The sequence below is a fragment of the Pedobacter sp. SYP-B3415 genome (genome assembly GCF_004138205.1).
GTDB lineage: Bacteria > Bacteroidota > Bacteroidia > Sphingobacteriales > Sphingobacteriaceae > Pedobacter.
Genome location: NZ_RXNQ01000034.1, coordinates 1 through 25,033, shown reverse-complemented (window position 1 = coordinate 25,033; position 25,033 = coordinate 1). Strand labels below are relative to the sequence as shown.

General features: G+C 48.4%; 22 protein-coding genes, 1 tRNA gene and 1 riboswitch. Of the genes, 11 read left to right on the top strand and 12 right to left on the bottom strand.

Going from position 1 to position 25,033, the window contains the following annotated elements:
* The first annotated feature begins 54 nt into the window (after window positions 1-54).
* Entirely contained in the window at window positions 55-2,868 is a 2,814-nt protein-coding gene (polA, locus tag EJV45_RS14970) for a DNA polymerase I (RefSeq protein WP_129716797.1), read from the top strand.
* A gap of 40 nt (window positions 2,869-2,908) precedes the next feature.
* Here polA and EJV45_RS14965 read toward each other — a convergent pair whose 3' ends face one another.
* From EJV45_RS14965 to EJV45_RS14955, 3 genes are all read right to left on the bottom strand, one after another.
* A complete protein-coding gene (locus EJV45_RS14965) occupies window positions 2,909-3,589 on the bottom strand; it encodes a metal-dependent hydrolase (RefSeq protein ID WP_129716795.1) in 681 nt (226 codons plus the stop codon).
* Window positions 3,590-3,598: 9 nt separating this feature from the next.
* Window positions 3,599-3,904, bottom strand: coding sequence for a YbaB/EbfC family nucleoid-associated protein (locus tag EJV45_RS14960; RefSeq protein ID WP_129716793.1), 306 nt, complete (start codon window positions 3,902-3,904; stop codon window positions 3,599-3,601).
* 74 nt (window positions 3,905-3,978) lie between these two features.
* Window positions 3,979-5,196, bottom strand: a complete 1,218-nt coding sequence (locus tag EJV45_RS14955; protein WP_129717279.1) for a serine hydrolase — start codon at window positions 5,194-5,196, stop codon at window positions 3,979-3,981.
* Window positions 5,197-5,361: 165 nt separating this feature from the next.
* On the opposite strand from EJV45_RS14955, the gene fumC reads away from it, so the two are divergent.
* The 6 genes from fumC to EJV45_RS14925 are packed head-to-tail and all read left to right on the top strand — an operon-like array spanning window position 5,362 to window position 9,740.
* Window positions 5,362-6,759: a class II fumarate hydratase gene (gene fumC, locus EJV45_RS14950; protein ID WP_129716791.1), complete on the top strand. Its 1,398-nt coding sequence runs from the start codon at window positions 5,362-5,364 to the stop codon at window positions 6,757-6,759.
* Window positions 6,759-7,289 carry a fumarate hydratase gene (locus EJV45_RS14945; RefSeq protein ID WP_240755298.1) on the top strand — a complete coding sequence of 177 codons (531 nt, stop codon included), beginning with the start codon at window positions 6,759-6,761 and terminating at the stop codon, window positions 7,287-7,289. Before fumC ends, EJV45_RS14945 begins: the two co-directional genes overlap by 1 nt.
* Window positions 7,290-7,310: 21 nt before the next feature.
* Entirely contained in the window at window positions 7,311-8,114 is an 804-nt protein-coding gene (locus EJV45_RS14940) for a S1/P1 nuclease (RefSeq protein WP_240755297.1), read from the top strand.
* 11 nt (window positions 8,115-8,125) lie between these two features.
* A complete protein-coding gene (locus EJV45_RS14935; RefSeq protein WP_129716788.1) occupies window positions 8,126-8,563 on the top strand; it encodes a hypothetical protein in 438 nt (145 codons plus the stop codon).
* Window positions 8,560-9,006 (top strand): low molecular weight protein-tyrosine-phosphatase, encoded by a 447-nt coding sequence (locus EJV45_RS14930; protein WP_129716786.1) that lies wholly within the window; start codon window positions 8,560-8,562, stop codon window positions 9,004-9,006. Before EJV45_RS14935 ends, EJV45_RS14930 begins: the two co-directional genes overlap by 4 nt.
* Before the next feature lie 53 nt (window positions 9,007-9,059).
* Window positions 9,060-9,740 (top strand): ThuA domain-containing protein, encoded by a 681-nt coding sequence (locus EJV45_RS14925; protein ID WP_370291459.1) that lies wholly within the window; start codon window positions 9,060-9,062, stop codon window positions 9,738-9,740.
* A gap of 5 nt (window positions 9,741-9,745) precedes the next feature.
* Here EJV45_RS14925 and EJV45_RS14920 read toward each other — a convergent pair whose 3' ends face one another.
* Together EJV45_RS14920 and EJV45_RS14915 are read right to left on the bottom strand one after the other, a co-directional pair.
* The gene (locus EJV45_RS14920) at window positions 9,746-10,435 is read right to left on the bottom strand and encodes a hypothetical protein (RefSeq protein ID WP_129716782.1); all 690 of its coding nucleotides are present in this window, start codon (window positions 10,433-10,435) and stop codon (window positions 9,746-9,748) included.
* Between the two features lie 133 nt (window positions 10,436-10,568).
* Entirely contained in the window at window positions 10,569-11,609 is a 1,041-nt protein-coding gene (locus EJV45_RS14915) for a dipeptide epimerase (RefSeq protein ID WP_129716780.1), read from the bottom strand.
* Between the two features lie 80 nt (window positions 11,610-11,689).
* Here EJV45_RS14915 and EJV45_RS14910 point away from each other — a divergent pair, with 80 nt between their 5' ends.
* Window positions 11,690-12,652: a hypothetical protein gene (locus EJV45_RS14910; protein ID WP_129716778.1), complete on the top strand. Its 963-nt coding sequence runs from the start codon at window positions 11,690-11,692 to the stop codon at window positions 12,650-12,652.
* Here EJV45_RS14910 and EJV45_RS14905 read toward each other — a convergent pair.
* Entirely contained in the window at window positions 12,641-13,252 is a 612-nt protein-coding gene (locus EJV45_RS14905) for a rhomboid family intramembrane serine protease (protein ID WP_129716776.1), read from the bottom strand. The two genes, EJV45_RS14910 and EJV45_RS14905, sit on opposite strands and share 12 nt — an antisense overlap.
* A 1-nt stretch (window position 13,253) precedes the next feature.
* The gene (locus EJV45_RS14900; protein WP_129716774.1) at window positions 13,254-14,996 is read right to left on the bottom strand and encodes a M14 family metallopeptidase; all 1,743 of its coding nucleotides are present in this window, start codon (window positions 14,994-14,996) and stop codon (window positions 13,254-13,256) included.
* Between the two features lie 103 nt (window positions 14,997-15,099).
* On the opposite strand from EJV45_RS14900, the gene pepT reads away from it, so the two are divergent.
* Complete coding sequence (gene pepT, locus EJV45_RS14895) at window positions 15,100-16,353, top strand: peptidase T (RefSeq protein WP_129716772.1); 1,254 nt, start codon at window positions 15,100-15,102, stop codon at window positions 16,351-16,353.
* On the opposite strand, the gene EJV45_RS14890 is transcribed toward pepT, so the two are convergent.
* The 4 genes from EJV45_RS14890 to EJV45_RS14875 all read right to left on the bottom strand — a co-directional run bounded on the left by EJV45_RS14890 (window position 16,350) and on the right by EJV45_RS14875 (window position 20,778).
* Window positions 16,350-16,844 carry a GNAT family N-acetyltransferase gene (locus EJV45_RS14890; RefSeq protein ID WP_129716770.1) on the bottom strand — a complete coding sequence of 165 codons (495 nt, stop codon included), beginning with the start codon at window positions 16,842-16,844 and terminating at the stop codon, window positions 16,350-16,352. The two genes, pepT and EJV45_RS14890, sit on opposite strands and share 4 nt — an antisense overlap.
* Entirely contained in the window at window positions 16,841-17,455 is a 615-nt protein-coding gene (locus EJV45_RS14885; RefSeq protein WP_129716768.1) for a thiamine pyrophosphokinase, read from the bottom strand. The genes EJV45_RS14890 and EJV45_RS14885 overlap by 4 nt, the downstream gene beginning before the upstream one ends.
* Window positions 17,456-17,691: 236 nt before the next feature.
* A complete protein-coding gene (locus EJV45_RS14880) occupies window positions 17,692-18,330 on the bottom strand; it encodes a thiamine phosphate synthase (RefSeq protein WP_129716766.1) in 639 nt (212 codons plus the stop codon).
* A 6-nt stretch (window positions 18,331-18,336) separates the two neighbouring features.
* Window positions 18,337-20,778 carry a TonB-dependent receptor gene (locus tag EJV45_RS14875; protein ID WP_370291430.1) on the bottom strand — a complete coding sequence of 814 codons (2,442 nt, stop codon included), beginning with the start codon at window positions 20,776-20,778 and terminating at the stop codon, window positions 18,337-18,339.
* 58 nt (window positions 20,779-20,836) lie between these two features.
* Window positions 20,837-20,978, bottom strand: a riboswitch (TPP riboswitch).
* Between the two features lie 272 nt (window positions 20,979-21,250).
* On the opposite strand from EJV45_RS14875, the gene EJV45_RS14870 reads away from it, so the two are divergent.
* On the top strand, window positions 21,251-23,518 hold the full coding sequence (locus EJV45_RS14870; RefSeq protein ID WP_129716764.1) for a Tex family protein: 2,268 nt from the start codon (window positions 21,251-21,253) through the stop codon (window positions 23,516-23,518).
* 4 nt (window positions 23,519-23,522) lie between these two features.
* Here EJV45_RS14870 and EJV45_RS14865 read toward each other — a convergent pair whose 3' ends face one another.
* On the bottom strand, window positions 23,523-23,999 hold the full coding sequence (locus tag EJV45_RS14865) for an Lrp/AsnC ligand binding domain-containing protein (RefSeq protein ID WP_107213703.1): 477 nt from the start codon (window positions 23,997-23,999) through the stop codon (window positions 23,523-23,525).
* Window positions 24,000-24,301: 302 nt separating this feature from the next.
* Between EJV45_RS14865 and EJV45_RS19515 the strand changes: the two genes are divergently transcribed.
* Window positions 24,302-24,443, top strand: a tRNA-Asp gene (locus EJV45_RS19515).
* Window positions 24,444-25,033: the final 590 nt, after the last annotated feature.

The window sequence follows — 25,033 nt, the reverse complement described above, 5'->3', positions numbered from 1 at the left end:
GCAAAATTAAGAGGCTGCGCCATGCTATTTAAAGGGGATTGTTAACTTTGGTTTATGAACAAAAAACTCTTCCTTCTGGATGGGATGGCACTCATTTACAGGGCGCATTTCGCACTAAGCAAAAGCCCAAGGTTCACATCTACCGGCATCAATACATCGGCAGTGATGGGATTTACAAATACCCTGCTTGAGGTGCTCAAGAAAGAGCAGCCCACTCACCTGGCTGTTGTGTTTGATACCGATGCACCAACTGAACGGCATACCGAATTCGAAGCTTATAAAGCACACCGCGAGGCTATGCCTGAAGATCTTGCGAAAGCGCTGCCATATGTGTTTCAGCTTATAACCGGCTTTAACATTCCTGTAATTACCTCTGATGGTTACGAGGCCGATGATATTATCGGGACGCTTGCAAAAAAAGCCGAAGACAAGGGTTATACGGTTTACTGCATGACACCCGATAAGGACTTTGCTCAATTGGTTTCTGAAAATATTTTTATCTATAAGCCTGCCCGGATGGGCAATGATATGGAGATTCTTGGTGTGAAAGAGGTGCTTGCCAAGTGGGAGATTGAGCATGTGCACCAGGTGATCGATATCCTTGGTTTGTGGGGCGATGCGGTAGACAATATTCCCGGCATTCCCGGTATCGGCGAAAAAACCGCAAAAGCATTGATCAAACAGTATGGGTCGATGGAGAATATTATTGCCAATTCGCATCAGCTGAAGGGTAAGCAACGGGAGAACGTAGAAACTTATGCCGAACAGGGGCTTATTTCAAAAAAACTGGCCACCATTCTCCTGAATGCACCGGTCGAACTTGATGAAGAAGCCCTCAAAGTAACGGCACCGAGCCGTGAGATGCTTGAGCCGCTCTTTGCCGAACTTGAGTTTCGCACGATCGGCCGGCGTGTATTCGGCGACGAATTCAGCATCACAGACGGGAAAATTTCTGTTAATCGGCAGACCGATCTGTTTGGTAACCAGGTTGAGGAGGTGAGGGTCCAGGTAACAACCAGCGCTGCCCCCGAGATATTTGAGCCGCTTACCCCGGCAAATACCATCGACAATACGCCACACGATTACCGGCTGGTCGATACACCCGAAGGGCGCAAGGAGCTGATTGATCAGCTTTCGGCACAGCAAAGTATTTCTTTCGATACGGAGACGACAGGGACCGACGCCAACGAGGCCGAACTTGTCGGTCTTTCCTTTTCCATTGAGCCTGGTACGGGATTTTATGTGCCGGTGCCTGCCGAACGTGATCAGGCGCAGGCAATCATTGATGAATTTAAGCCCGTTCTGGAAAATCCCGCAATTATCAAGATTGGCCAGAATACAAAATACGACATCCTGATGCTGAAGTGGTACGGGGTAAACGTGCAGGGCGAGCTGGTTGATACCATGCTGGCACATTACCTGATAGACCCTGATACGCGGCACAATATGGACGTGCTTTCTGAGAATTATCTCGGTTATACACCTATATCTATTACCAGTCTGATCGGCCCTAAGGGCAAAGGGCAGGGCACGATGCGCGAAGTAGCGCCTGAGCGCGTAACCGATTATGCGGCCGAAGATGCCGATGTAACATTGCAGCTTTCCCAGGTCTTTCAACCTCTGCTGAAAGAGCGGCGCGTTGATAAGCTGGCCCAGGACGTTGAATTCCCCCTGGTATACGTGCTGGCCGATATGGAAAAGGAAGGTGTACGTATAGATACGGATAACTTGCGCGAATATTCTGCACAACTGGAAAGCGACATTCGTAAATATGAACAGACCGTTTATGAAAAGGCCGGACTGAAATTTAACATTGCATCGCCAAAGCAGCTTGGAGAGGTTTTGTTTGATAAATTACAGCTCGATCCGAAGGCAAAAAAAACCAAAACCGGCCAGTACCAGACCGGCGAAGACGTGCTGATGGCGCTGGCAAGTAAAAGTGATATCGTTCAGGATATTGTAGACTTCCGGCAGCTGCAGAAGTTGAAGTCGACCTACGTGGATGCGCTTCCGCTGCTGGTTAACCCGAAAACCGGACGGGTGCATACATCATTTAACCAGGCCGTGGCCGCTACGGGAAGGCTAAGTTCAAATAATCCGAACCTTCAGAACATCCCGATCCGCACAGACCGCGGCAGGGAAGTAAGACGCGCTTTCATTGCGCGCGACGAGGAGCATATCCTGCTTTCTGCAGATTATTCACAAATCGAACTCCGCATCATTGCAGACATTGCAAAAGAAGAAAATATGCTGGATGCTTTCAGCAAAGGGCTTGACATTCATACCGCTACGGCAGCCCGGGTGTATGGGGTAGATATTGCAGATGTTGACGGCACACAACGCAGAAACGCCAAAGCAGTAAATTTTGGCATTATCTACGGACAGTCTGCCTTCGGTTTGTCGCAAAGCCTCGGTATACCCAGAAAGGAAGCTGCAGAAATTATTGAGCAGTACTTTAACCAATACCCGGGCATAAAAAAATACATGAGCGATACGATGAATTTTGCCCGTGAACATGGTTTCGTCAAGACCATTATGGGAAGGCGAAGATACCTGCGCGATATCAACTCGGCCAACATGACCGTGCGCGGCTTTGCAGAGCGAAATGCCATAAACGCACCGATACAGGGTTCTGCGGCAGATATGATCAAAATTGCCATGATCAACATTCACCGGGAAATGAAGAAGCAGGGATTACGATCAGCTATGACCATGCAGGTGCATGATGAGCTGGTTTTTGATGTGCTTCAGCAAGAAAAGGAAACAATGAAGCAGCTTATTGAAGAGGGCATGCGCAACGCTATCCCGATGTCGGTGCCGATTGTGGTTGAGATCGGTGAAGGCTTCAACTGGCTCGAAGCCCATTAGACGCATAAAAAAGCGGAGCCTGTTGTGCTCCGCTTTTCTCTTATAAAAGGTTGATTGTTTCGTTGATAGCCGGCAGCAGGAGCGTCTTGCCTTCCCGGCTGAATTTCGCCTGCGCATCTTCCTCATTGATGCGGATTGGCGGAAAGGTGTTATAATGTACGCCAATCACACGCTCGCAGCCAACAAATTTTGAAGCGAGGAGGGCGTCATCAACATCCATGGTATAATGTCCGCCGATAGGCAAAATAGCGTAATCAAGGTTGTACAGATCGGCGAGCAATTTCATTTCCAGGGTGAGGGCCGTATCGCCGGCATAGTAGATCTGCTTGCCTTCGAGCTCAAGGACGAAGCCCGCCGGATTGCCGCCATAACTTCCGTCAGGATTTGAACTTGAATGCAGGGCATGCACAGTTCTTAGTTTGCCGAAATCAAAATGCTGCACGCCGAAGTTGACACCGGCAACATTGCTCAGGCCCTGACTGCTGGCCCAGGCTGCCACCTCGACCATGGCGATAACTTTTGCCCCGGTTTGCTCTGCGAGCGTAATGAGATCAGCAACATGGTCATCGTGGCCATGGCTGATTAAAATAAAATCAGCTTCTATGCTATCTGTATCAACATGCGCTGCAAGTTCATTTGGCGTAATGAAAGGATCAAAAAGCAGCTTTTTGCCGTCAGCTTCCAGCAGGAAGCAGGACTGGCCGTAGTACGTATATTTCATGGTTTCTGGTTATTGTCCGAACATTCCGCCCAGTCCGCCAAGCATATCTTTTGTTGCGGCCTGCATTTCGTTTGCACTAACCTGGTCGGCCTGCTGCAAAGCACGGTTTACGGCGGTTACCAACAGTTCTTCAAGCTCTTCACGATCGGCACTGGCCAGGAAGTCGTCTTTCAGTTCAATTGCAGTAATCGCTTTGTTTGCTGTAGCGGTAACGCGGATAGCGCCACCTTCCACCTCGCCATACACCGAAACCGTGTCCAGTCTTTTTTTTATTTCTTCTGCCTTCTGCTGGGCAGCCATGATTTTATCGAACATGTTATTCTGAGTTTGTTGTAAGTATAAAATGTTTACATGGTAAATTGTTTCAATAAGCTGAAAATAGCCGACGGCTAGTCTTCATCGCTTCCCGGCTGGCTGCCGTTGCCGTGGTATGCACCTTTTCTGATGATCGGCATCTTCAGATAGCGGTACAGGTCATCCAGGTGCAGCAAACTTCCGTTTGTCAGGTTGCCCAGGAAGATCACAACCAGGTCCTGCGTCAGGTCGCGCACATAAATGTGTCTGAAACCATGCCACCAGCCGGTATGGTAGACAACTTTATCCATTTTCTCGCCGTCAAACATGCGCCAGCCATAACCATAGTTGAAATGGCCGTTAACAGGCTTGTTTCTGCCGAGGTAAGCGGAGTCCAGACTCTTTTTGCTAAGTAATCTGCCTTTTTTCAGGGCATGGTCGTACAAGACGAGATCGTGTATGGTGCTGTAAATTCCTTTATCACCAACCGGACCATCAAGAAAGTTCTGCACGACTGAATACCGCCATGTACGGTCGTGGCCAACCACATCGACAGGAATTTTTGGATACACGGTAGTTGAATAAACATGTGTATTTTTCATGCCTGCCGGTTTAAAAACGTTCTCCATCATGTACTCGGCATAGGTCTTTCCGGTTACCTTCTCAATGATGGCGCCTAGCACCATGTAGTTCGAATTGTTGTAATGGAAGCGCGTATCAGGCGCAGCATAACGCTGTGGTTTGTGAACAGCAAGAAGTTTCATTACATCCTGGTTGCTCATCGGTTTTTTCTTATCCGGCCAGATTTCCTTTTTGTCAGCGAAATAAACATAGTTCATCATACCGCTGCGGTGTGTGAGCAACAGCCTGACAGTGATGCCATCCCAGGGAAAATCGGGATAAAATTTTTTGACATTGTCATTCAGCGAGAGTTTGCCCGCTTCAACAAGCTGCATAATGGCTACGCCGGTAAATGTTTTGGTCACCGAGGCCAGTTCGAATTCCGAGTTGATTTTTAGGCTGTCGCGATGCAGGTAATCTGCCCAGCCAATGGCCTTCTCAAAAATGATCTTACCTTTTTTTGCTACAAGAACGTTTCCGTTAAATCCGGAGCGTTTATGCAGGCGCTGTACAAAGTCTGCAATCCACTTGTCTTCTTTTTTCGGATTGTAAACAAGGAGCAAGCTATCGGTTTTATCGTCCTCTTTGGTTCTGATGCGCGCGTCCTTTTCTTTTTGTTCGGGGTCTGATGAACAGGCTGTAAAAATTGATGCCGACATTGCTGCGGCAAGCAAAATATTTCTGACGGTCATTCGGTGTGTATCGTTAAAAAGCGGAAAAATAAACAATCCCGCATGTTTAAACGCAAAAGAGTTTTGAACATTGCCGCGTGCCGATGCTTTCCTATTCAAAATCTTACGTTTATCCCAGCCATTCAAAACCAAAAAGCCTAAATTTGCGGCTAAAATGTAAATCTTATGAGTTTCAGAACCGAACACGATACCATGGGCGAGGTGCAGGTACCTGCCGACAAATATTGGGGAGCGCAAACCGAGCGTTCGCGGAACAACTTTAAAATCGGTCCGGAAGCATCCATGCCGAAAGAGATTATCCATGCGTTCGGATATTTGAAAAAGGCTGCTGCCCTGGCCAACCAGGAACTGGGTGTGCTGAGCGCTGAAAAAGCTGAACTCATCTCGCGTGCCTGTGAGGAAATTGTTGCAGGTAAACTTGACGATCAGTTTCCGCTGGTGATCTGGCAAACCGGTTCGGGAACCCAGAGTAACATGAACGCGAATGAAGTGATTGCTTACCGCGCGCACGTGCTGAACGGCGGCGATCTTGCCGATGAGAAAAAAGTTCTTCATCCGAACGATGATGTGAATAAATCGCAGTCATCTAATGATACTTATCCAACTGCTATGCACATTGCTGCATACAAGGTTGCCGTAGAAACAACGATACCCGGGCTTGAAAAACTACGCGATGCACTGAAGCAAAAAGCTGCAGAATTTGGCAGTATCGTAAAAACCGGCAGAACCCATTTTATGGATGCCACACCGCTTACACTCGGACAGGAATTTTCGGGTTATGTACAGCAGATCGACAACAGCATCAGGGCGATTAAAAATGCGTTGGTTATGGTTGCAGAGCTTGCTCTTGGCGGAACAGCTGTTGGCACCGGTCTGAACACACCAAATGGTTACGATGTTCTTGTTGCCAAAAAAATCGCCGAATTAACAGGTTTACCTTTTGTAACCGCTCCAAATAAATTTGAGGCGCTTGCTGCGCATGATGCCATGGTCGAACTTTCGGGTGCACTGAAAAGAAGTGCGGTCGCGTTAATGAAGATTGCGAACGATGTGCGTATGCTTAGCTCGGGACCACGGTGCGGAATCGGTGAAATCATTATTCCTGACAATGAGCCGGGATCATCAATCATGCCCGGTAAAGTTAACCCTACCCAGCCTGAAGCATTAACTATGGTTTGCGCACAGGTAATAGGTAACGATGTTGCTGTATCAGTTGGCGGTGCAACCGGCCATTTTGAACTGAACGTTTTCAAACCGCTTATCGCGGCAAATGTGCTTCAATCTGCACGTTTAATTGGCGATGCGTGTGTATCGTTCACCGACAAGTGTGCTGCGGGTATCGAACCAAATTATGCGCAGATTAAAACACATCTTGAAAATTCGCTGATGCTTGTTACGGCGCTCAATCCGCACGTAGGTTATGAGAATGCAGCAAAAATTGCAAAGAAGGCACACAAGGAGAACAAGACCCTGAAAGAAGCTGCTGTTGAACTTGGCTTGCTGAGTGCAGAAGATTTTGATAAATGGGTACGACCTGAAGATATGGTAGGCAGCCTTAAGTAATGACGCGTTACAGCATCCAACCAGCTCAATGGCTGCAGGTTAATATTGTGATGGCGGGCATGCTGTGCCTGTTCCTGCTGGGCAGTTGTGTCAGGCAGGAAAATATCCAGGGCCCGGGTGATTCACGGATGCAGGGAATTTGGAATCAGGACAGCATTCCGTATCGCGAGCAGCTGAACAGTTTTACCGAACACCGGCTGAAATTTACCTGCGATTCATTTTATGTCGATCTTACAACTCACAGTAAAGTAAACTATTACGAAGAGGCTTGTTTCAACAAAGGTGTCTGGCAAGAGTATGCCAAAGGAAACTATGCTGTTCGGGGCGATACGCTGTTTCTGGCAGGAACCTTTACAAAATCCAACTACAAGCAAAAGGTTAGCGGCTGTTACCGCACGGGGCGGTATATGGAAAATTTCCTGATTAAAAAAGCCACTTCGACACTGCTTGTGCTTGAAAGTCTGAGCGATCACCGGGAGTCATCGCTGGCATTGAAACAGAAAATAACCTGTGTGCCTAAACCGCTTTAACGTTTTTCAAAACAAATGTATATGATCAAAAAACACATGTTCAGCCTGCGCGCAATGACTGTCGCTGCGCTGATGTTTGTCCTGCCGCTCACCGCCTCGGCCTGGGGAATGCTTGGCCACCGGATTGTTGGCGAAATTGCCAGCACGTACCTGCAGCCAAAAGCCCGGAAAGCCATTATCGCTTACATGGGTCACGAATCGCTGGCCATGAGTGCAAACTGGGCAGATTTTATAAAATCAGACACCAGCTTTAATTATCTGAACAACTGGCATTACGTAAACCTGCCGGCCGATCTGAACAGGGAAGGCGTTTTTAATTTTTTGAAGGCTGATAAAGGAGCCAACGTCTACAATAAGATCACGGCAATGATCAGGCAGTTGAAAGATCCGCGAAGCACCGCAGATCAGAAACGTTTTGCCCTGCGTATCCTGGTGCACCTGGTGGGCGATGTACACCAACCCATGCATACTGCCCGCAAGGAAGACCTGGGCGGCAACAAAGTAAATGTAACCTGGTTTGGCCAGCGCAGCAACCTGCACCGCGTCTGGGATGAGCAGCTTATCGATTATCAGCAGCTGAGTTACACAGAATATGCAAAGGCCATCAATGCACCTTCAGCCATTCAACTGGTTAACTGGCGCAAAGCTGCGCTTGAGGACTGGGTCTGGGAATCATACCAGGTCTGTAACCGTATCTACAGCATGACTGCCCCAGATGCAAAATTGAGTTATCGTTACAATTTCGATTTTGTTGAAAGCCTGAATACACAGCTGCTGAAAGGAGGCATCAGGCTGGCCCGCATTTTGAACGAAATTTACGCCTGATCAGATAAGCAATGAACCGTTTTTACATCATCCTGATGGCCGCTGTGCTGTGTGGTACCGCCGCCTGCAAACGTATCGACCCGGAACCGCAGAACATTTTGCGTATGCACGCCTGGCGGCTGAAGAGTGCTACAGTCGAACCCGCGATATCCGTAAATGGACGGGAAACCACAAATCTGTTTGAGGCTGATCCTTCTGGTTGTCTGGCCAATAATTTCACTTTGATGTTCGGATCAGACTCCACCTACCATGTGAGCAGCAACGGTCCGTTGTGTGATATGGTTAACGGTCCATCAAAATGGCAGCAACGCGATAACCTGCTCACCTTATCGGCCTCGGTTTACACAATCAGGGCGATAGACAACAGCAAAATGATTTTGGAACGTGATGAGCAGATACAAGCGCTTAATCGCAAAACAACGTATATTTATCAGGCAGAGGACAAATGAGGATACTAATGGTTTGTCTCGGCAATATTTGCCGTTCGCCGCTGGCAGAAGGCATTATGCGGCACCTGGTTCTTGAACAGGGACTGAATTGGGAAATCGCGTCTGCAGGCACCGGAAACTGGCATGTAGGCGAGGCCCCTGATGCACGTAGTATTGCTATAGCCAGGAAATATGGTTATGATATCAGCAGGCAGTGTGCCCGCCATTTTAACCATAGCATGTTTAATATGTATGATCATATTCTGGTCATGGACAGAAGTAACCTGCGAGATGTGCTTGCGCTGGCGAAAACAGAAGGTGAAAGGAAAAAGGTGAGGCTTTTTTTAGAGGCTGATGCCGAAGTACGCGACCCATGGTATGACAATGCGCTTTTCGAACCGGTGATGCTTGAAATTGAAGCGCGCTGCAGGCAATGGATAGAAATTTTTAAAAACCAGATATGAACAAGATCAGAACCCTGCTTTCCCTGCTGTTTCTAGCTGCAGGATTTGCCGGCATTGCCTGTGCGCAAAAAAGTGCACCGAAAATTCTCGTTTTCTCAAAAACCGAAAAATTTCGTCATAATTCCATTCCTGATGGGATTGCAGCCATTAAAAAGCTGGGCTCAGAGAATAATTTCCTGGTCGATGCTACCGAAGATGCATCTGTTTTTAATCCGTCTGACCTGAAAAAATATGCCGTTGTACTTTTCCTCAATACAACCGGCGATATCTTAAACGATGAACAGCAGCGGGCTTTTGAAAAATATATCAAGAGCAAAAAGGGATATGTAGGTGTGCATGCTGCCACAGACACAGAATACGGCTGGCCCTGGTATGGGAAACTGTCAGGTGCGTATTTCCTAAGCCATCCGGCTGTACAGACCGCACGCTTCAGGGTGGAGGATAAGAAACATCCGGCCACCGCCTTTTTACCTGATTCGGTTTGGGTTCGCAGAGATGAGCTTTATAACTTCAAAGACATCAATCCTAACCTGCATATCCTCCTCACCATCGACGAGCAGTCATATAAGGGCGGAACTAACGGGCCGAACCATCCGATGGCCTGGTGTCACGTGTACGAAGGCAGCAGGGCTTTTACCACAGCGCTTGGTCACACAAAAGAATCGTATACCGACCCCTTATTTTTGAAACACCTGCTGGGTGGCATTGAGTATGCGCTCGGTCGCAGAAAATAGTCCGCTCAGGCAGCAATGCGTTCTTCCTTTTCTATGGTCTGCCCTGCGTTAACAAGGTAGATAAACCTGAACATACAGAACGCTGCAATGGCGCCGAATGTATGCCAGAGAAAATGTGTTCCCATGGTCAGCCATTCCCAGCGGTCAGCAATCCGGAATGTCAGGGCAAACACAAACGCAACCAGTGCAAAACCGACCCATTTGCCAAATCTCCAGTTCGTTTTAATGAGGTAAGCAAGAACAGGAAACAGGACAAGTGCGGCCATCATGGCGTAATTCAGGTTTACAAAAAACTGGGGATCGCTGGCCATCATCGACCGTCTGAAAATAAACTGGAAAGCTACATAGGCGGCCACAATAAGAATAGCAAAGTACCAGCGCACAACCTTTGAAAGGAAGTAAACACCCGCCGATACGCACAGGAGCATGATCGGCATCCAGTCCATCATAATAAATACGCTCCACTGCCTGAGGCCATGATAGACCGTACCGCCGATGCCGCCAATATAAAGCAGGATCAGTGCGATGCTCAGGTAGGTGTGCGTTTTAAATTTTCCCCAGAGTTTGAATGTCCAGTAAATGGCAATACAAAGAAAAAAGCAGCTGGTGATGGTATTGAAGGGTTCGGGGAAGAGGTGCAGCATGTTCGTTTCAGTATACAGGCTGCCACCGTCAGGAGGTCTTTGCGTCATCATGAAGGATTCGGACTTTTTCCAAAAAACAGCGCTTCAGGATTAAATGTTTGGAAACGGCCCTTTTTTGCCGGCTGGGGGCTTACAGCAGCAGCCAAATGAACGCCGCTTCCGGGGACTTCTGTAGGCAGGCGTATTATGGGTACTGATCAAAAGCAATAGATGCGGTGCCGTTTAGTCCGAGTCCGGGCGAATGATTCAGCAGCCATTTCCCATCCTGAAGTGATGGTGTTTCGAAAGGATTGTTTTTTGTAAGCAGGGGCCCGTCAAGGTCAGCCCAATTGCACAGCGGGGCGAGAGCCGCAGCAGCAAGGGTTGCGCAGGATGTTTCGCTCATACATCCGATCAGGACTTTCATTCCCCAGGCTTTTGCCTGAAGAATCATCTGGTGGGCCTCAAACATACCGGCACTTTTCATCAGTTTAACGTTGATGCCATGGTAGGCGCCTTTGATAGCCTGCATGTCGCTGAGGCGCTGCACCGCTTCATCTGCAAGAATCGGTATCGGACTTCGTTCTGTAAGCCAGGCGTTGCCGTCAATGTTAGTTTTATCCATCGGCTGTTCAATCAGCAGAACGCCCTGATCGTGCAGCCAGTAAATCATATCAATGGCCTGCTTGCGGTCGCTCCATCCCTGGTTGGCATCTACATAAAGCGGCAGATCGCTGACAGACCTGATGGTTTGAATCAGTTCGCGGTCATTGTCCCGGCCCAGTTTGATCTTTAACACTTTGCAGGCACGCGCATCAGCAACTTTTTCGCGAAGTACTTCGGGGGTATCGATTCCAAGTGTGTACGATGTTACCGGCATTTGCGCGGGGTTTGCGCCATACATTTCGTAACAGGGAAGGCCCAGCAATTTGCCCTGGATATCATTCAATGCAATGTCTATCGCAGCTTTTATGGCCGGTTGCCCCGGCGCCAGGTTATCCAGATAAGAAATGATGGCTGGAAAGTCGAATGGCGCGCGAAACTGGTTCAGGTCTGTCTTAGCGAGAAAAGCCGCAGCGGTTTCAAAACTTTCGCCCATATAAGGCACCATAGATGCCTCGCCAAATCCTTCCGTACCCTGGTACGTGATTCTGAGAAGAAGCACAGGGGTATGGTTGCGCGAAAACTTCGCAATGGAAAAGGTGTGTTTTAGTTCTAGCTTGTAGGCGTGATAGGCGAGCTGCATGTCTGGATCTGATCGGTAATGCCAAAGTTAAAAAAAGTAATATACAGCAAGCAGGAATTTATAATGCCTAATTTTGGCCGATGCAGCTGATCTATCAACCGTTCAAAAATTTCGATTTCTATTACCGCAACTGTTTTTTGAGCGGGGAGACGTTTCACACACCCGTAGTGCAGGTACCGGTTATTCCCCAATGGCTGATGCAGCAGGCGGGCTTAACCGGCGACGAGGCCATCAAGCTGCTCGATGAAAGCATACGCAGTTACCGGTCGCTGCAGATTCCTGTCAATACTGAAGTAAATGAAAGTTTTCTCGATCCGCTTGAGGCTGAAATTGAGGCAGCCTTTGCTGGCGGGTATGACACCCTGAAGGCGCTTGATGAACGAAAGTTGTTTCACTGGCTGGGCAAATTCATTTACGGATTTGTTTACATTGAAATGCACGCGGCTCTGAGGCAGAATGGCGGTGCCGGCCAACTGAATATGTCGCAGTCACTGATGATGAAATTCGGCAACCTGCACACGCATTTGCAGGGAATCTACACAGACCTTGTTTTTGAAAATGTAAACCCCTGGAGCATTGTGCTCACCGAACTTGAAGAACAGGATACACCTTTTAGTTTCAGAGATGAGATTAATACGCTTACGTTTTCCCTGCGCTTCAAGAACTTTGGAATCGTGGCCTGTCTGCAGGATAATGGCGCCAACAGGAAATACCACGACACCCTGCTTGAAGAAATAAAAAACAGACCCCTCAGCCTCCAGCAATTCGAGGAGTTATGTGCGCGGTTTTATTATTCGGCCTATCTTTTTAACCGGCTACCCGATTATACTATCGTAACCCTGAACGGGACAACCTATATTGAGGCGATGCCTCTCAGGGGCGCTTCGGCAAAACCACTGTTTGATCACTGGCAGCACAAAACCTACGGACAGGTACTGGAGAACTTCTGGAAACCATGGGGACTCACGCTGTTCGAGATCATCAAAAACCCGGAGGCACCGATGAGCTTTTTTGACGACCCCGCTCTTCCCCTAACCGAATAAGGTATTCAGAAAATGATTAATGATTCCCGGAACCATCAGAACCGTGAGAATCAAACCCGCCAGGGCCCCAAAAAAATGGGCGTCATGGTTGATGTTGTCCCGGGAGTTTTTGGACATGTATACGCAGTAGACAAGATATATTCCGCCGAACAGAACTGCCGGAATTCCAATTGGTATAAACATGATGTATAACTTTGAAAGCGGATCAAACAGGATATAACTGAATAATACTGCGCTGATTGCGCCCGAGGCGCCGAGACTGTTGTACCAGAAATGATCCTTATGTTTAACCACCGAGGGAATATCTGCCAGAACCATTCCGGCGAAATAAATTATGGCAAAACGCAGGCTCCCAACCTGTGCTTCGAGCCTGAAAGCGAAAAAGAAAAAGGTCATCATGTTAAAAAACAGATGGCCCCAGTCAGCATGGATAAGGCCGCTGGTGATGAGTGTCCAGGGTTTCGCGCCTTTTGCTACTGAATAGGGATGCAGCATAAATTTGCCGTAGACATTTGTGTTTGAAAAGGCATACAGGCTGGTTATAATCGTCAGCGCAAAGACGAAGCAGGCAACGGGTGCAATTTGAAGGTATGCGTTCATATTAACGGAGGCTTAGATAGGCGGCACTTGCAAGGCGACCGATCGGATAGCGGAGGTGTGTTTTCTCGTAATAATCAGAATTTTTATACACAAAGTCAAGCTGTGCAGCCGCGTTTTGCGCAAATGCAGGGTCTGCCGCCTTCTTATCGCTCAGTTTTTTGCGCAGCGCGGCATCATTTTTCAATAGCGCTGCCGCAGTATCTTCGAACACATAAGCCGAAAAATGTTCTTTCTGACCAAGAACAGCGTCAAAGAAGTTCCAGTTGAAATAGGAATCGGCTGCCTGCGGCTCGAGCGTTTCGACAAGGTACCGGTTCGATGCCTGGTTGGTTTCGGCAACGTAGTCGCCGGCATAAAAGTTCATGGTTACCGTTGCCGGTTTCAGTTGTACTGCCGAATGAAGATAATGCCCTTCATAAGGTCTTGCTGCGGTTTTATAATCGCCGATTGTATATAACTCCATTTCTACAGTGATGTCTCTGTCAAGGCGTTTCAATTTCACATTGTTCAGTTTCAGCAAAGCGATAACCTTTTCGTAAGCCTGCGGGATGATGTAGGCGGCCGGTTTTTGCACGGACATAGCCGGAATAAAGTGGTTCCACTCTTTGATATTGCGGGTGTAGGGCCTGTTTCTGTCGTAGTACAGCCGGTCCTTTCCGCTCACCTCGCTGGGCTTGTACCTGGCTTCGTAGCCCTTGAAGGTAATTTCGGCAGAGCGGCTCTGGTCAAGTTTCCAGTCCAGCACAAATTCCTGCTGGGCAGCAACCGCCCGGTCTGCGGCCATCTTATTGGCTACGATGGTTTTTACGTCTTTACTGATTACTTCGACATAGGTTTCGAGCAATTTCCGTGTTGCATCTACGCGCTGGCTATAGGGTTTCAGCATATGCGTTTCCGGCATAAAGCCGATGCAGTTATGCAAAGCTGCATATCCGGTCGAGTAGCGCGGGGACTCCATAAAACCGGTGATGCCCTGGTCGGGTGTTTCGGCAACCGAATTTACATAAGGTACCAGCGGATAGCCCTTACTTTGCATCTTACCGTAAAGCTCGGGCAGCATTGTCTTTTGCAGGTAAGCAGACAAAAGCGGCTGCAACTTGTCTTTCTGAGCGGGTATCAGTGTCATGGTATACTGGTAGTCGGCCCCGTTGCTTGTGTGCGTATCAACAAATATGTGCGGCTGCCAGGTATTAAAAATCTGCTGAAAACTTTCAGAATTTCGTGAATCGGTTTTTATGAAATCACGGTTCAGGTCATAGTTCCGGGCATTTCCGCGAAAACCATAGGCCGCCGGCCCGTTTTGGTTTGCTCTCGATGTGCTGCTTCGGTTCAGCATGCCGTCAATGTTGTAGGCCGGAATAATGCAGATTACAGTGTTTGCCGGAATTTTCTTGTCTTTCAGAAGATCGCGTGCAAACATCATAGAAGCATCAATGCCTTCCGGCTCGCCGGGGTGGATGCCGTTGTTAACCAATAAAATACATTTGCCGGCCGCACGGATCTTCTGCGGGTCAAAACTGCCATCGGCCGACAAAATCAGAAGGTGCAGCGGTTTGCCGGCGTCGGTCAATCCGCCACGCAGCAGGCGTGCCTGCCCGGGATAGGAAGCTGCCAGTTTCTCATAATAGGGGATAAGTTCGGCATAGGTTGTCGTGGTATTGCCAGAGCCCCGCTCAAAAGGTGTTTGCTGGGCAGTTGCCGTTGTGATCGATAAAGCCAGCAGCCAGGTATATATGATCTTCATGAGTTTTAGTATTGCGAAGGGGCTAAGTTACGCAACACCAGATATTACAGATTGTCTTCCAAACAAGCGGCAGCATTTGTCTCTATTATTTTACCTTTGAAATATGTTAACAGATCAGGAACCCCGCAATACCCTTGAAGCCCGTTTTATGCGTTATGTACGTATCGATACGCAGTCAGATCCCGCATCACCGACCTGCCCCTCTACAGAGAAGCAAATGGATCTTGGCAGGGTGCTTACTGAAGAGCTTCTGGCGCTTGGCCTGACAGATGCCCTCCTGGACCAGTTTGGTTATGTGTACGCAACACTGCCTGCTAATTCGGTAAAAAACGTCCCGGTCATCTGTTTTTGTTCGCATATGGATACATCGCCCGATAGTCCGGGCGAGAATGTAAAGCCGATCATTCACCGCAATTATGACGGGCGCGATCTGGTCCTGCCTGACGATCCCAATGTGGTAATCCGCGAGTCGGCACACCCCGACCTGCGCGCTCAGCATGGAAATGATATTGTCACTGCTTCAGGTCTTACACTGCTTGGTGCTGATAACAAAGCCGGCATTAGTGCCATTATGGAGGCCGTTTCGTTCCTCGTGGAACATCCGGAAGTAAAACATGGTGCCATCCGCATCCTGTTTACGCCTGATGAAGAGATTGGTCGTGGGGTCGACAAGGCTGACATGAAAAAACTGGCTGCAGACTTTGGCTACACCATTGACGGGGAGAGCCTGGGTTCAATAGAAGACGAAACGTTTTCGGCAGATGGAGCAGTACTGAAGATCAACGGCGTGAGCAGTCACCCTGGCTTCGCGAAAGGTAAAATGGAAAATGCCATGCAGATCTTGGCAGAGGTTTTAACCAGCCTGCCCAAAGACCGGCTGCGGCCCGAGGTTACAGAAGAAAAGGAGGGATTCATCCATCCGGTCAGCATAAAAGCTGAAGTTGAATATGCAGAGGCGCACTTTATTCTCCGTGATTTTGACAATGCCAGGCTGGAGGGCCATGGACAGCTGCTTCACGATGTAATTGAAACGGTCATGAAAAGATATCCCGGGTCGTCATACAGCCTGGATATTAAACCGCAATACCGCAACATGAAAGAGGTGCTTGACCAGCATCCGGAGGTTGTCAGCTTCGGGGAAGAGGCCATCAGGCAAGCCGGGCTGGTAGTGAAAAAACGCAGCATCAGAGGCGGTACCGATGGTTCCCGTCTATCATTTATGGGATTGCCCTGCCCAAACATTTTCGCTGGAGAGCACGCCTTTCACAGCAGGCAGGAATGGGTTAGTATTCAGGATATGCAAAAAGCTGCTGAAGTTATCGTGAATCTGTCACGGATTTGGGAAGAACGCAGTTAAAGCGGCTTTTCCATGATATAATCATTCATAAAATACCCCTCGCCAATATCAAGGTCTACAGTTTCCCTGACCACAAATCCAGCGCGCAGGTAAAAATCGTAGGCCTTATTGAGGCGGTTCACGTTAAGTTCAAGCCGTTTACCGCCGAGCTTTCTAACCTGATCGGTCACTTCGCTGATCAGTAGCTTACCTATGCCAAGGCCATTCGCTTCGGGCAGAACGTACAATTTATGCAGTTTGAAGAGGTGTTCTTTCGCGTTCGAGACTGAAAATCCGGCGAAGCCGCAAACCTGCTCCGGTTTTTCAGCCAGCAAAAACGTATGGCCCGCCATAAACTGGCGTTGCAATTCGCCGGGGTTATACATCTTTTCAAGCATGTAATCCACCTGCGGCTGTCCGATAATCGGCACATAGGTGGGCTGCCACGTTATCTGGGCAATTTTCCTGATGGTTTCAATGTCAGATTCATGGGCTCTTCGCAGGGTAATCATAGTTGTTCGCTGATAAATATGGGATCGCCGGCAAAAACAAACTCTACAAAGCCGTCCTCGATAACGCGGAATTCCGGAGCGGGCGTATGCTCATGTTCTGCATGATAATCACGCTCCTCGTCATCCGGCATTTCACCAATCATTTTCAGGTTGGTTACTTCGATATAAGCATTGCCGAGAATCTTAAATATGGTGTCCTTTGGCTTCCAAACCGAAAAGCCGCTTTGAATGGCATACGTTTTTTCAGTTTCGTTAAAGACTACAATGGTTAGCCGGGAGGAAAACGCCGTCATGAATTTGAGATCGTGCTGCGGCGTAATGACGTTTACGGCCGGATAGCCTGCCTGCACCAGGTAGTTGAGCACCAGCGGCAGAGCATCGCCCAGACCATCGATGGTTTGTGTGCTTTCCTGTAGGGTGATATTGCTGGGCTGCACGACCGCATCAACCTTGATACCAAGCGAGTCTATTTTTTCATAGGCCTGCCCGTGTACAATGACGGTCGGACTCCATTCAAGCAACTGCCCGAGCAGCTCTTCACTAAAGTTTCCAAGTTCATGGATATAAAGCGCAGGCTCCTGTTTCTCCCTTACGATGTGGTGTGATGACATGCAGCGAAGATAAGGAATGGAGTGAAGGGAAGCAATATTGTTTAAATCAGCATATTTTCAAGCGCAAATCTTTCAGCCTTTTTTTGAAAACGCACGCTTCTGCCGCATGGCAGCCTGCAGCCCCGCTTTTTGCTTCAAGTCAGCGATCGTTCCTCGCCGCGGGCTTTACGCGTCAATCGGGTTTAGAAACAACGCAAACCCTCCGAAAACCTGCACCCGCCAGCAGGCAACGTTGTTTATCGGGTTTTTACCAGGTTATAAAGCCCGGCATACGCCACTTCAAAATCGGGCGCCCCGTAAACGGCTGCTGAGGTAGCAATGCCGTAAATGCCTGTTTTAAGCAGCGCGGGAATGTCTGCGGCCGTTACGCCGCCAACGGCCAGTACCGGGAAATCAAGCCCCGCGGCTGCAAGCGCCGCAATGGCTTCGCGGTATCCGGCAATGCCAAGATGGGGATAGTCATTCGGTTTTGTTCGGGTGGCTCCGAAAGGCCCCAACCCGGCATAATCTGACCCTTCAGCCGCCAGGCGCAGCAGGTTTTCAATTGTATTTGCAGAGCCGCCTAGCGTCACATCCGGACCAAGCCTGTTTCGAAGACTTCGGAAGTCTGCGTTCATATCTTCAATATGGAAGCCCTGAATATCGGCCTGCCCGTGAAGATGCACATGATCTGTTACGATCAAAGTGGTTCCCCAGTCATCACAGATGGCAGCAATTGTGTTGATGTCTTCAAGCAATGACTCATCTTCTTTGCTCAGGCAGCGGTATTGAATCCATTTCGCACCGGCCTGACAAGCAAGCTCCGCCTGCCGGATATGCGGGAGATCCGGCAGGTCATGCGTTATGTATTGAAACGGTTCTATAAATTTTTTCATTGGTAGCTAGAATTTCACGTTCAAACTTAACAAAAAGTTGGTCCCTGCCTGCGGGAAGTAAAAGTTCTCGCGTACCATAGTTCCCCATTGGTAACCATAGGTATAACCATTGTTAGCATAAACTTTATCGAAAAGGTTATTAACCAGCAGGCCCACGTTGACGTTGCGTACACCACTAAATGAAAAGTCATACCCAAGGCGCAGGTTCGCCACATGGTAACCGTTTAACTTGCGGTCTTCGCTTTGGGTATTGTCCAGGTATTGCCTGCCCACATATTTGCTCTGGTAGGCGGCAGCAAAGCCTTTGAATGGCTTGTATACCAGCTCGCCGAACAGTACCTGCCGTGGTGAAAAGGAAATATCTGTATTGCTGAATTCATAGGCGAGCTGACCACCGGTATCATAGTCATCTATAAACTCGGTAAAGTTTCTGATCTTATTGCGGCTGAAGGCGGCATTGGCATTAATGGCAAACCGGGGCGAGATGACGTAAGACACGTCAGCTTCAATGCCCATGCGGTAGCTGCGGTCCACGTTCTGGCGGAAGTACTCGCCAACATCGTTAATTTTTCCGGTTGTAACCAGCTGGTCTTTGTAGAACATCCCATAAACGTTCAGGCCTGCGTTTAAGGCCCCGGTATTGATGCGGTAACCCGCCTCAACATTTTGCAGGCGCTCTGAGGTAGGCAGTGTATTGGCCGGAACATTGATATAGTCGTCGCGGTTGGGTTCCTTGTTTGCAATGCTGTAAGACGCGTAAAGTGTTTGCGCAGCGGCAACTGTATAACTCAGGCCTACCTTCGGATTAAAGAACTGCGGAATATCTTTAATAGCAAGTGTATTCAGGTTCTTTTCGGTTCCGTTAATCGAATAAAAGATGCGGCGATACTGCAGGTCTGCGAAGAGATTCAGCTTGGAAGCAACCTGGAAATTCACCTTCAGGTAAGTGTTGAAGTCACTTTTGAAGGCATCATTCATATAATAACGACGGTCATTGGTGCCGTTTGACGCGTATTGCGCCCAGATAACCTGCCCATAATGATCGCCGGTATATTCGTTATAAGCTCCGCCAAGCGTGAAACTTATTGCAGATGAAGGGCGATAGTCAAATGCGTACGTGAGCCCGTAGAAATGGTTGTCCAGCCAGCGGCGGCGAACCAGATCAGTCGAAGCAATCGTATCAGTTCCGATAATTACCGGGTTCAGGCCATAGCTTTCGAGGTCTTCGCCCGGTTTCAACTCTTCGTAATAGCCCTTACCACGGGTATAGTGAAGAGCGCCGTTGAAGGAAAATTTCTCGGTGAACTGCCGGGCGTAGAGAAGCTGGTAGTGGTCCTGCCAGTAATTGTCTGTCTGGTCCCTGTAGGTAAAACTGTTGTAAGTGCGGCCCGAGGTCAGGAGGTTTTGTGCGTCGGCCTCGTTCAATCCGTTGCGTTCAATATAGGCCTGCATACCGGCGGCATCATTGAAGTAACGTGATTCGGGAATACCGTTCCATGCCTGGTAAGTACGTTCAGTGCCTGAAAACACATTAATCCGCAGCAAATCTTTTTTGCCCCGGTAGGCGCCGGAAAGGAAATAAGATTTGAGATCGGATGAGCCGCGGTCTACATAACCGTTTGATTTTATCCGCGAAAGACGGCCATCGAAGCTAAATTTGCCGTCGATCCAGCCTGTGCCCAGCTTCAGGGTATTTTTCCAGGTATTGAATGAACCAAATGTATTATTAAGCTCGGCATACGGCGTTTCCTGCGATTGCCCGGTCTGGATATTCAGACTTCCGCCGAAGGCGCCCGCACCGTTTGTAGAGGTGCCTACGCCGCGCTGTATCTGTACATTGTCTATTGAAGAGGCGAAGTCGGGCATATTGACCCAGAATGTTCCCTGGCTTTCGCTGTCGTTATAAGGAATTCCGTTTACAGTAACGTTGATTCGTGTAGCGTCGCTGCCGCGGATGCGGATGCCCGTATAACCAATGCCTGCGCCGGCATCTGATGTGACCACCACACCGGGGGTATTGTTAAGAATGAAAGGCAGGTCCTGACCGAAGTTGTTTCTCTCTATTTCGTCCCGGCCTACATTCTTGTAGGTGGCGGCCGATTGATCGCCCGCCCGTGTGGCCCTTACAATTACATCCTCGGCAAGAAAGGATGCAGGTTCTAGCTTGAAATTCAGCTCGCTGTCTGTGTTGACGGAGAGCTGGCGGCGCTGTGCAGTGTAACCTACAAATGAAGCAACAATGACGTAACGGCCGGTCTGAAGAGAAGTAAGGCTAAACGATCCCTGTTCATTTGTCTGGGTAACGCGTTTTCCATCGGCTGTTTTTACTGTGGCTCCGGCGAGCGGCCGGTTGTTGTTGTCTGTTACAGTTCCCGTTAAGTTTACCTGGGCAAGTACCATACAGGGCATCAGGACGGCAAAACATGCCGCAAGCAGAATTTTTTTCAATTTTTCCTCCGTTCAATCAGCCGGAAGCAGGGGCTGTTCCCCCGGCAAGTCTAAATATTGTTTAACATATCCGTTTCCCTACGCCGGCATTATCCGGATCAGGTGTATCCGATCGGTTTGCGGGAAGCGAACGTTTCGGAATGGGTATGATCTCAGCCTGTCTTTGTGTTTGAAAAAACAAGGCACCCCTTATGATTGGCGCAAAGGTAAGGAAAATGAATTGAAAATGGGCGTGAAACCCGCCGGTGCACACTTCGACTCCTGCAAAGTTGGTAACTTTCGTAAAGTTACCAACTTTAAGTTAAAAAATTTGCGTTTTTATGCTGTTTTTTGTGCCGCCGGGCTGCAGTAAAAATTTAACCTCATGATAGCGCATTTTTTCCAGCTGCTGTATCAGGCCAGATTTTTCACATAAACGCTGCCGTTTCTTTTCGGGATTGATAACTTTGCGTCCTCTTAAAAGGATAGCTTTATGCAAGACCACCAATCTATCATAGCCCGCGAATTGCTCGTCGGCGAAAAACAAGTCCGGGCAACCGTTACGCTGCTTGATGAAGGGGCGACTGTGCCATTCATCAGCCGTTACCGCAAAGAAATGACAGGTAGCCTGGATGAGGTACAGGTGGCTGCTATACGCGACCGTATCCAGCAACTTCGGGAGCTTGATAAAAGGCGCGATGCGATTCTCAAATCGTTGGCTGAACTGGGGAAGTTAAGTCCCGAACTGGAGCAGGAAGTCAATGCAGCGGCAACCATGGCTGCACTGGAAGATATTTATCTCCCTTACAAGCCTAAACGCAAAACGAGGGCCTCTATAGCCCGCGAAAAAGGGCTGGAGCCCCTGGCTGAAAAACTCCTGCTGCAGGAGACCATAAATCCTGAAGAGTTTGCTGCTGGCTTTATTGATGCTGAAAAGGGTGTCACGACCGTGGTAGAAGCGCTCGCCGGCGCCCGCGATATCCTGGCTGAATACATCTCTGAGAATGCCGAAACGCGCACACGTATGCGTAGTTATTTCCAGGAAAAAGCAACATTCAAATCTGTTGTCATTAAGGGTAAAGAAGAGGAAGGCCAGAAATACAAAGATTATTTTGAATGGGAAGAGCCGGTTAAAACTGCCGCCTCACACCGCGTTTTGGCCATGCGGCGCGGCGAAAAAGAGCTTATTCTCCGGCTGGATGTGCTTCCACCGCAGGAAGGTGCTATAACATTACTGCATGATCAATATATTAAAGCCGCCAATGCATCGGCGCAGCAGGTATCGCTTGCCATAGAAGACGGTTATAAGCGCCTCCTTGAACCGGCTATGGAGACAGAGTTGCGCGTGCAAAGCAAACAACGCGCAGATGAAGAGGCGATACGGGTTTTTGCAGAAAATGCCCGTCAGCTACTGCTCGCAGCACCAATGGGCCAGAAAAATACGCTGGCCATTGATCCGGGTTTCCGGACCGGGTGCAAGGTTGTTTGTCTTGACAAACAAGGCAAATTGCTGGAAAACACGACCATCTACCCGCATACAGGTGCCGGAAACCAGCGCGAAGCTGCTTTAACTCTCGAGACGTTATGCCGTAAGTATGAGATTGAAGCCATCGCCATCGGTAATGGTACCGCCGGCCGCGAAACCGAGGCCTTTGTGCGGTCGCTGAAGATTGAAAATGTGATGGTTGTGATGGTTAACGAAAGCGGAGCGTCAATATACTCAGCATCTGATGTTGCCCGCGAAGAGTTTCCGGATTACGATGTTACCGTACGCGGCGCCGTTTCAATCGGTCGCAGGCTGATGGATCCGCTGGCGGAGCTGGTTAAAATCGATCCAAAGTCGATTGGCGTAGGGCAATACCAGCATGATGTAGACCAGACCAAACTACAGCAAGGCCTGGATGATACCGTAATCAGCGCTGTAAATGCTGTGGGGGTTGAACTTAATACTGCATCCAAACAGATCCTGGCTTATGTATCAGGTCTTGGGCCTGCGCTTGCCCAGAATATAGTTGCGTATCGAAACACGCATGGTGCGTTTAAGAACCGTGAAAGCCTTAAAAAGGTGCCCCGCCTTGGCGACAAAGCATATGAACAGGCTGCCGGCTTTTTACGCATCAGAAATGGTGAAAACGTGCTTGATGGCAGTGGTGTGCACCCTGAACGGTATGCACTGCTGAACCGCATCAGTCATGACCTTGGGACGACCGTAAAAGGTCTGATGGCAGACCCCGAACTGCGCAAACAAATTAAACTGCAGCAATATGTGGACGCCGAGATCGGTTTGCCAACGCTGAACGATATCATGGCTGAACTTGCAAAGCCCGGCCGTGACCCGCGCGAAAAGTTTGAAAGTTTTAGCTTTACTGAAGGAGTAAACGAAATCTCTGACCTGAAAGCGGGTATGAGACTTCCTGGCATCATTACCAATATTACCAATTTCGGTGCCTTCGTAGATATCGGTGTACATCAGGATGGTCTGGTGCATACCAGCCAGTTGTCTAATCGCTACGTGTCGAACCCCAACGATCTCGTAAAAGTGAACCAGCATGTTGAGGTTACTGTGATCGAGGTCGACATCCCGCGCAAACGCATCTCTTTATCAATGAAAAAAGAGGAGCAGGCTGCGCCGAAGAAGCAACGCGAGCATGACCGTCGCAAACAGGGCGATCAGAAACCGGGTAACTTTCAGAAAAAACAGAAAGATGCCGATGGCGATCTCCAGGAAAAACTGGCGAAACTGAAGGGACTTTTTAAATAATCGTTTAGCCCAGTTCGATCTGTCGCCTGATGCTTTCTTCGAGCGAAATAAGCGTTTCCGTTCGCTGTATTCCGGGAACTGCCTGGATCTCCTCGTTCAAAACATGCCTGAGATGGGCGGTATCCCGGCAGATGATTTTGGCGAACATGCTGTACGCACCGGTCGTGTAATGGAGCTCTACAACTTCTTTAATTTTGCTTAACTGCGCAACCGCGTCCTTATATTGAATTCCTTTTTCAAGGTATATGCCGAGAAATGCACAAATGTCAAAACCGGCTTTCTGCGGATCGATAATAAGATGCGAGCCCCTGATTATGCCCATTTCCTGAAGTTTTTTCATCCTGACATGAATGGTGCCGCCGGATACGATCAGATCTTTTGCAATTTCCGTATAGGGTTTCGTAGCATCCTGCATAAGTTGTTTCAGGATATCGATGTCGAGGTTATCAATATCTAAATTTTGACTTTCCCTTTTGCTCATTGGTTTGGTATTTGATAATGAAATTCAAAATTGGTTATAATTATTATAAAAATAAAATAAAATGTTTAAAATATTTGTAACGTATTCGATCTTCCCTTACATTTGTATCAAGCAACAGTAAAGAGGTACGTTCTTATACAGCGGTTGCTTCAAAAACAGATACTGTAGGGTGGTGAAACAGGCAGACACACCTCCTTGTCTCGGTGGCGGAGAAACTGGAAAAATCGGCAACGATCTAACCACTCCTTGAAGGTTCGATTCCTTCCCCTACAGCTTCAGCAGGCTCGCCTGCTGATCTACCATGTTGGGTGGTGAAATTGGCAGACACACCTCCTTGTCTCGGTGGTGGGGATTACGGGATAAACGCAGTTTATGGGTTGACCACAAATTAATTTTTGAACTGTAGCTAACTACCCCTTGAAGGTTCGACTCCTTCCCCAACAGCAGTTTTTTTATGAATAATAAGTTAGTTAAATTGAGCGAACTTGGATGGGTTCGCTCTTTTTATTTGTATTAGAATCCGGTGGTGCCGGACGAATCAGGTGATCTTAGGGATCAAGCAAATAATCTGGGGGGATGGATTAATAAGTTTTAGTTTTGTGGTTTAAATGAATGACTTGGAAACTGAACTTTTAAAGCTATTACTCCCACCAGACTTAGTGGATCAATTTGAACTTATCCGTATAGAAGCAATGTCTGATGGCTCCCATTTATTTCTCGATCAGCGCAATCTTCCTCCTGAGGAATATCATGGACACAAACTTGAGTCAAAAGGTTTTCTAGATCAGGTCATCATCCGAGACTTTCCCCTTCGCGGCAAAGCTTGTTTTCTGCATTTAAGGAGACGAAAGTGGTACAATCACACAACAGGAACGACGATTTACACCTCTTGGGATTCAGTGGCCGAAGGCACACGGTTAACAGCGGAATTCGCTGCTTTTTTAAAAGGATTTAATTGATAATCATCCAATAAGCTGTAAACTTTTAGGACAGCTTTTTCAATTGGATGGTAAACGACTGCAGGAACAATACAT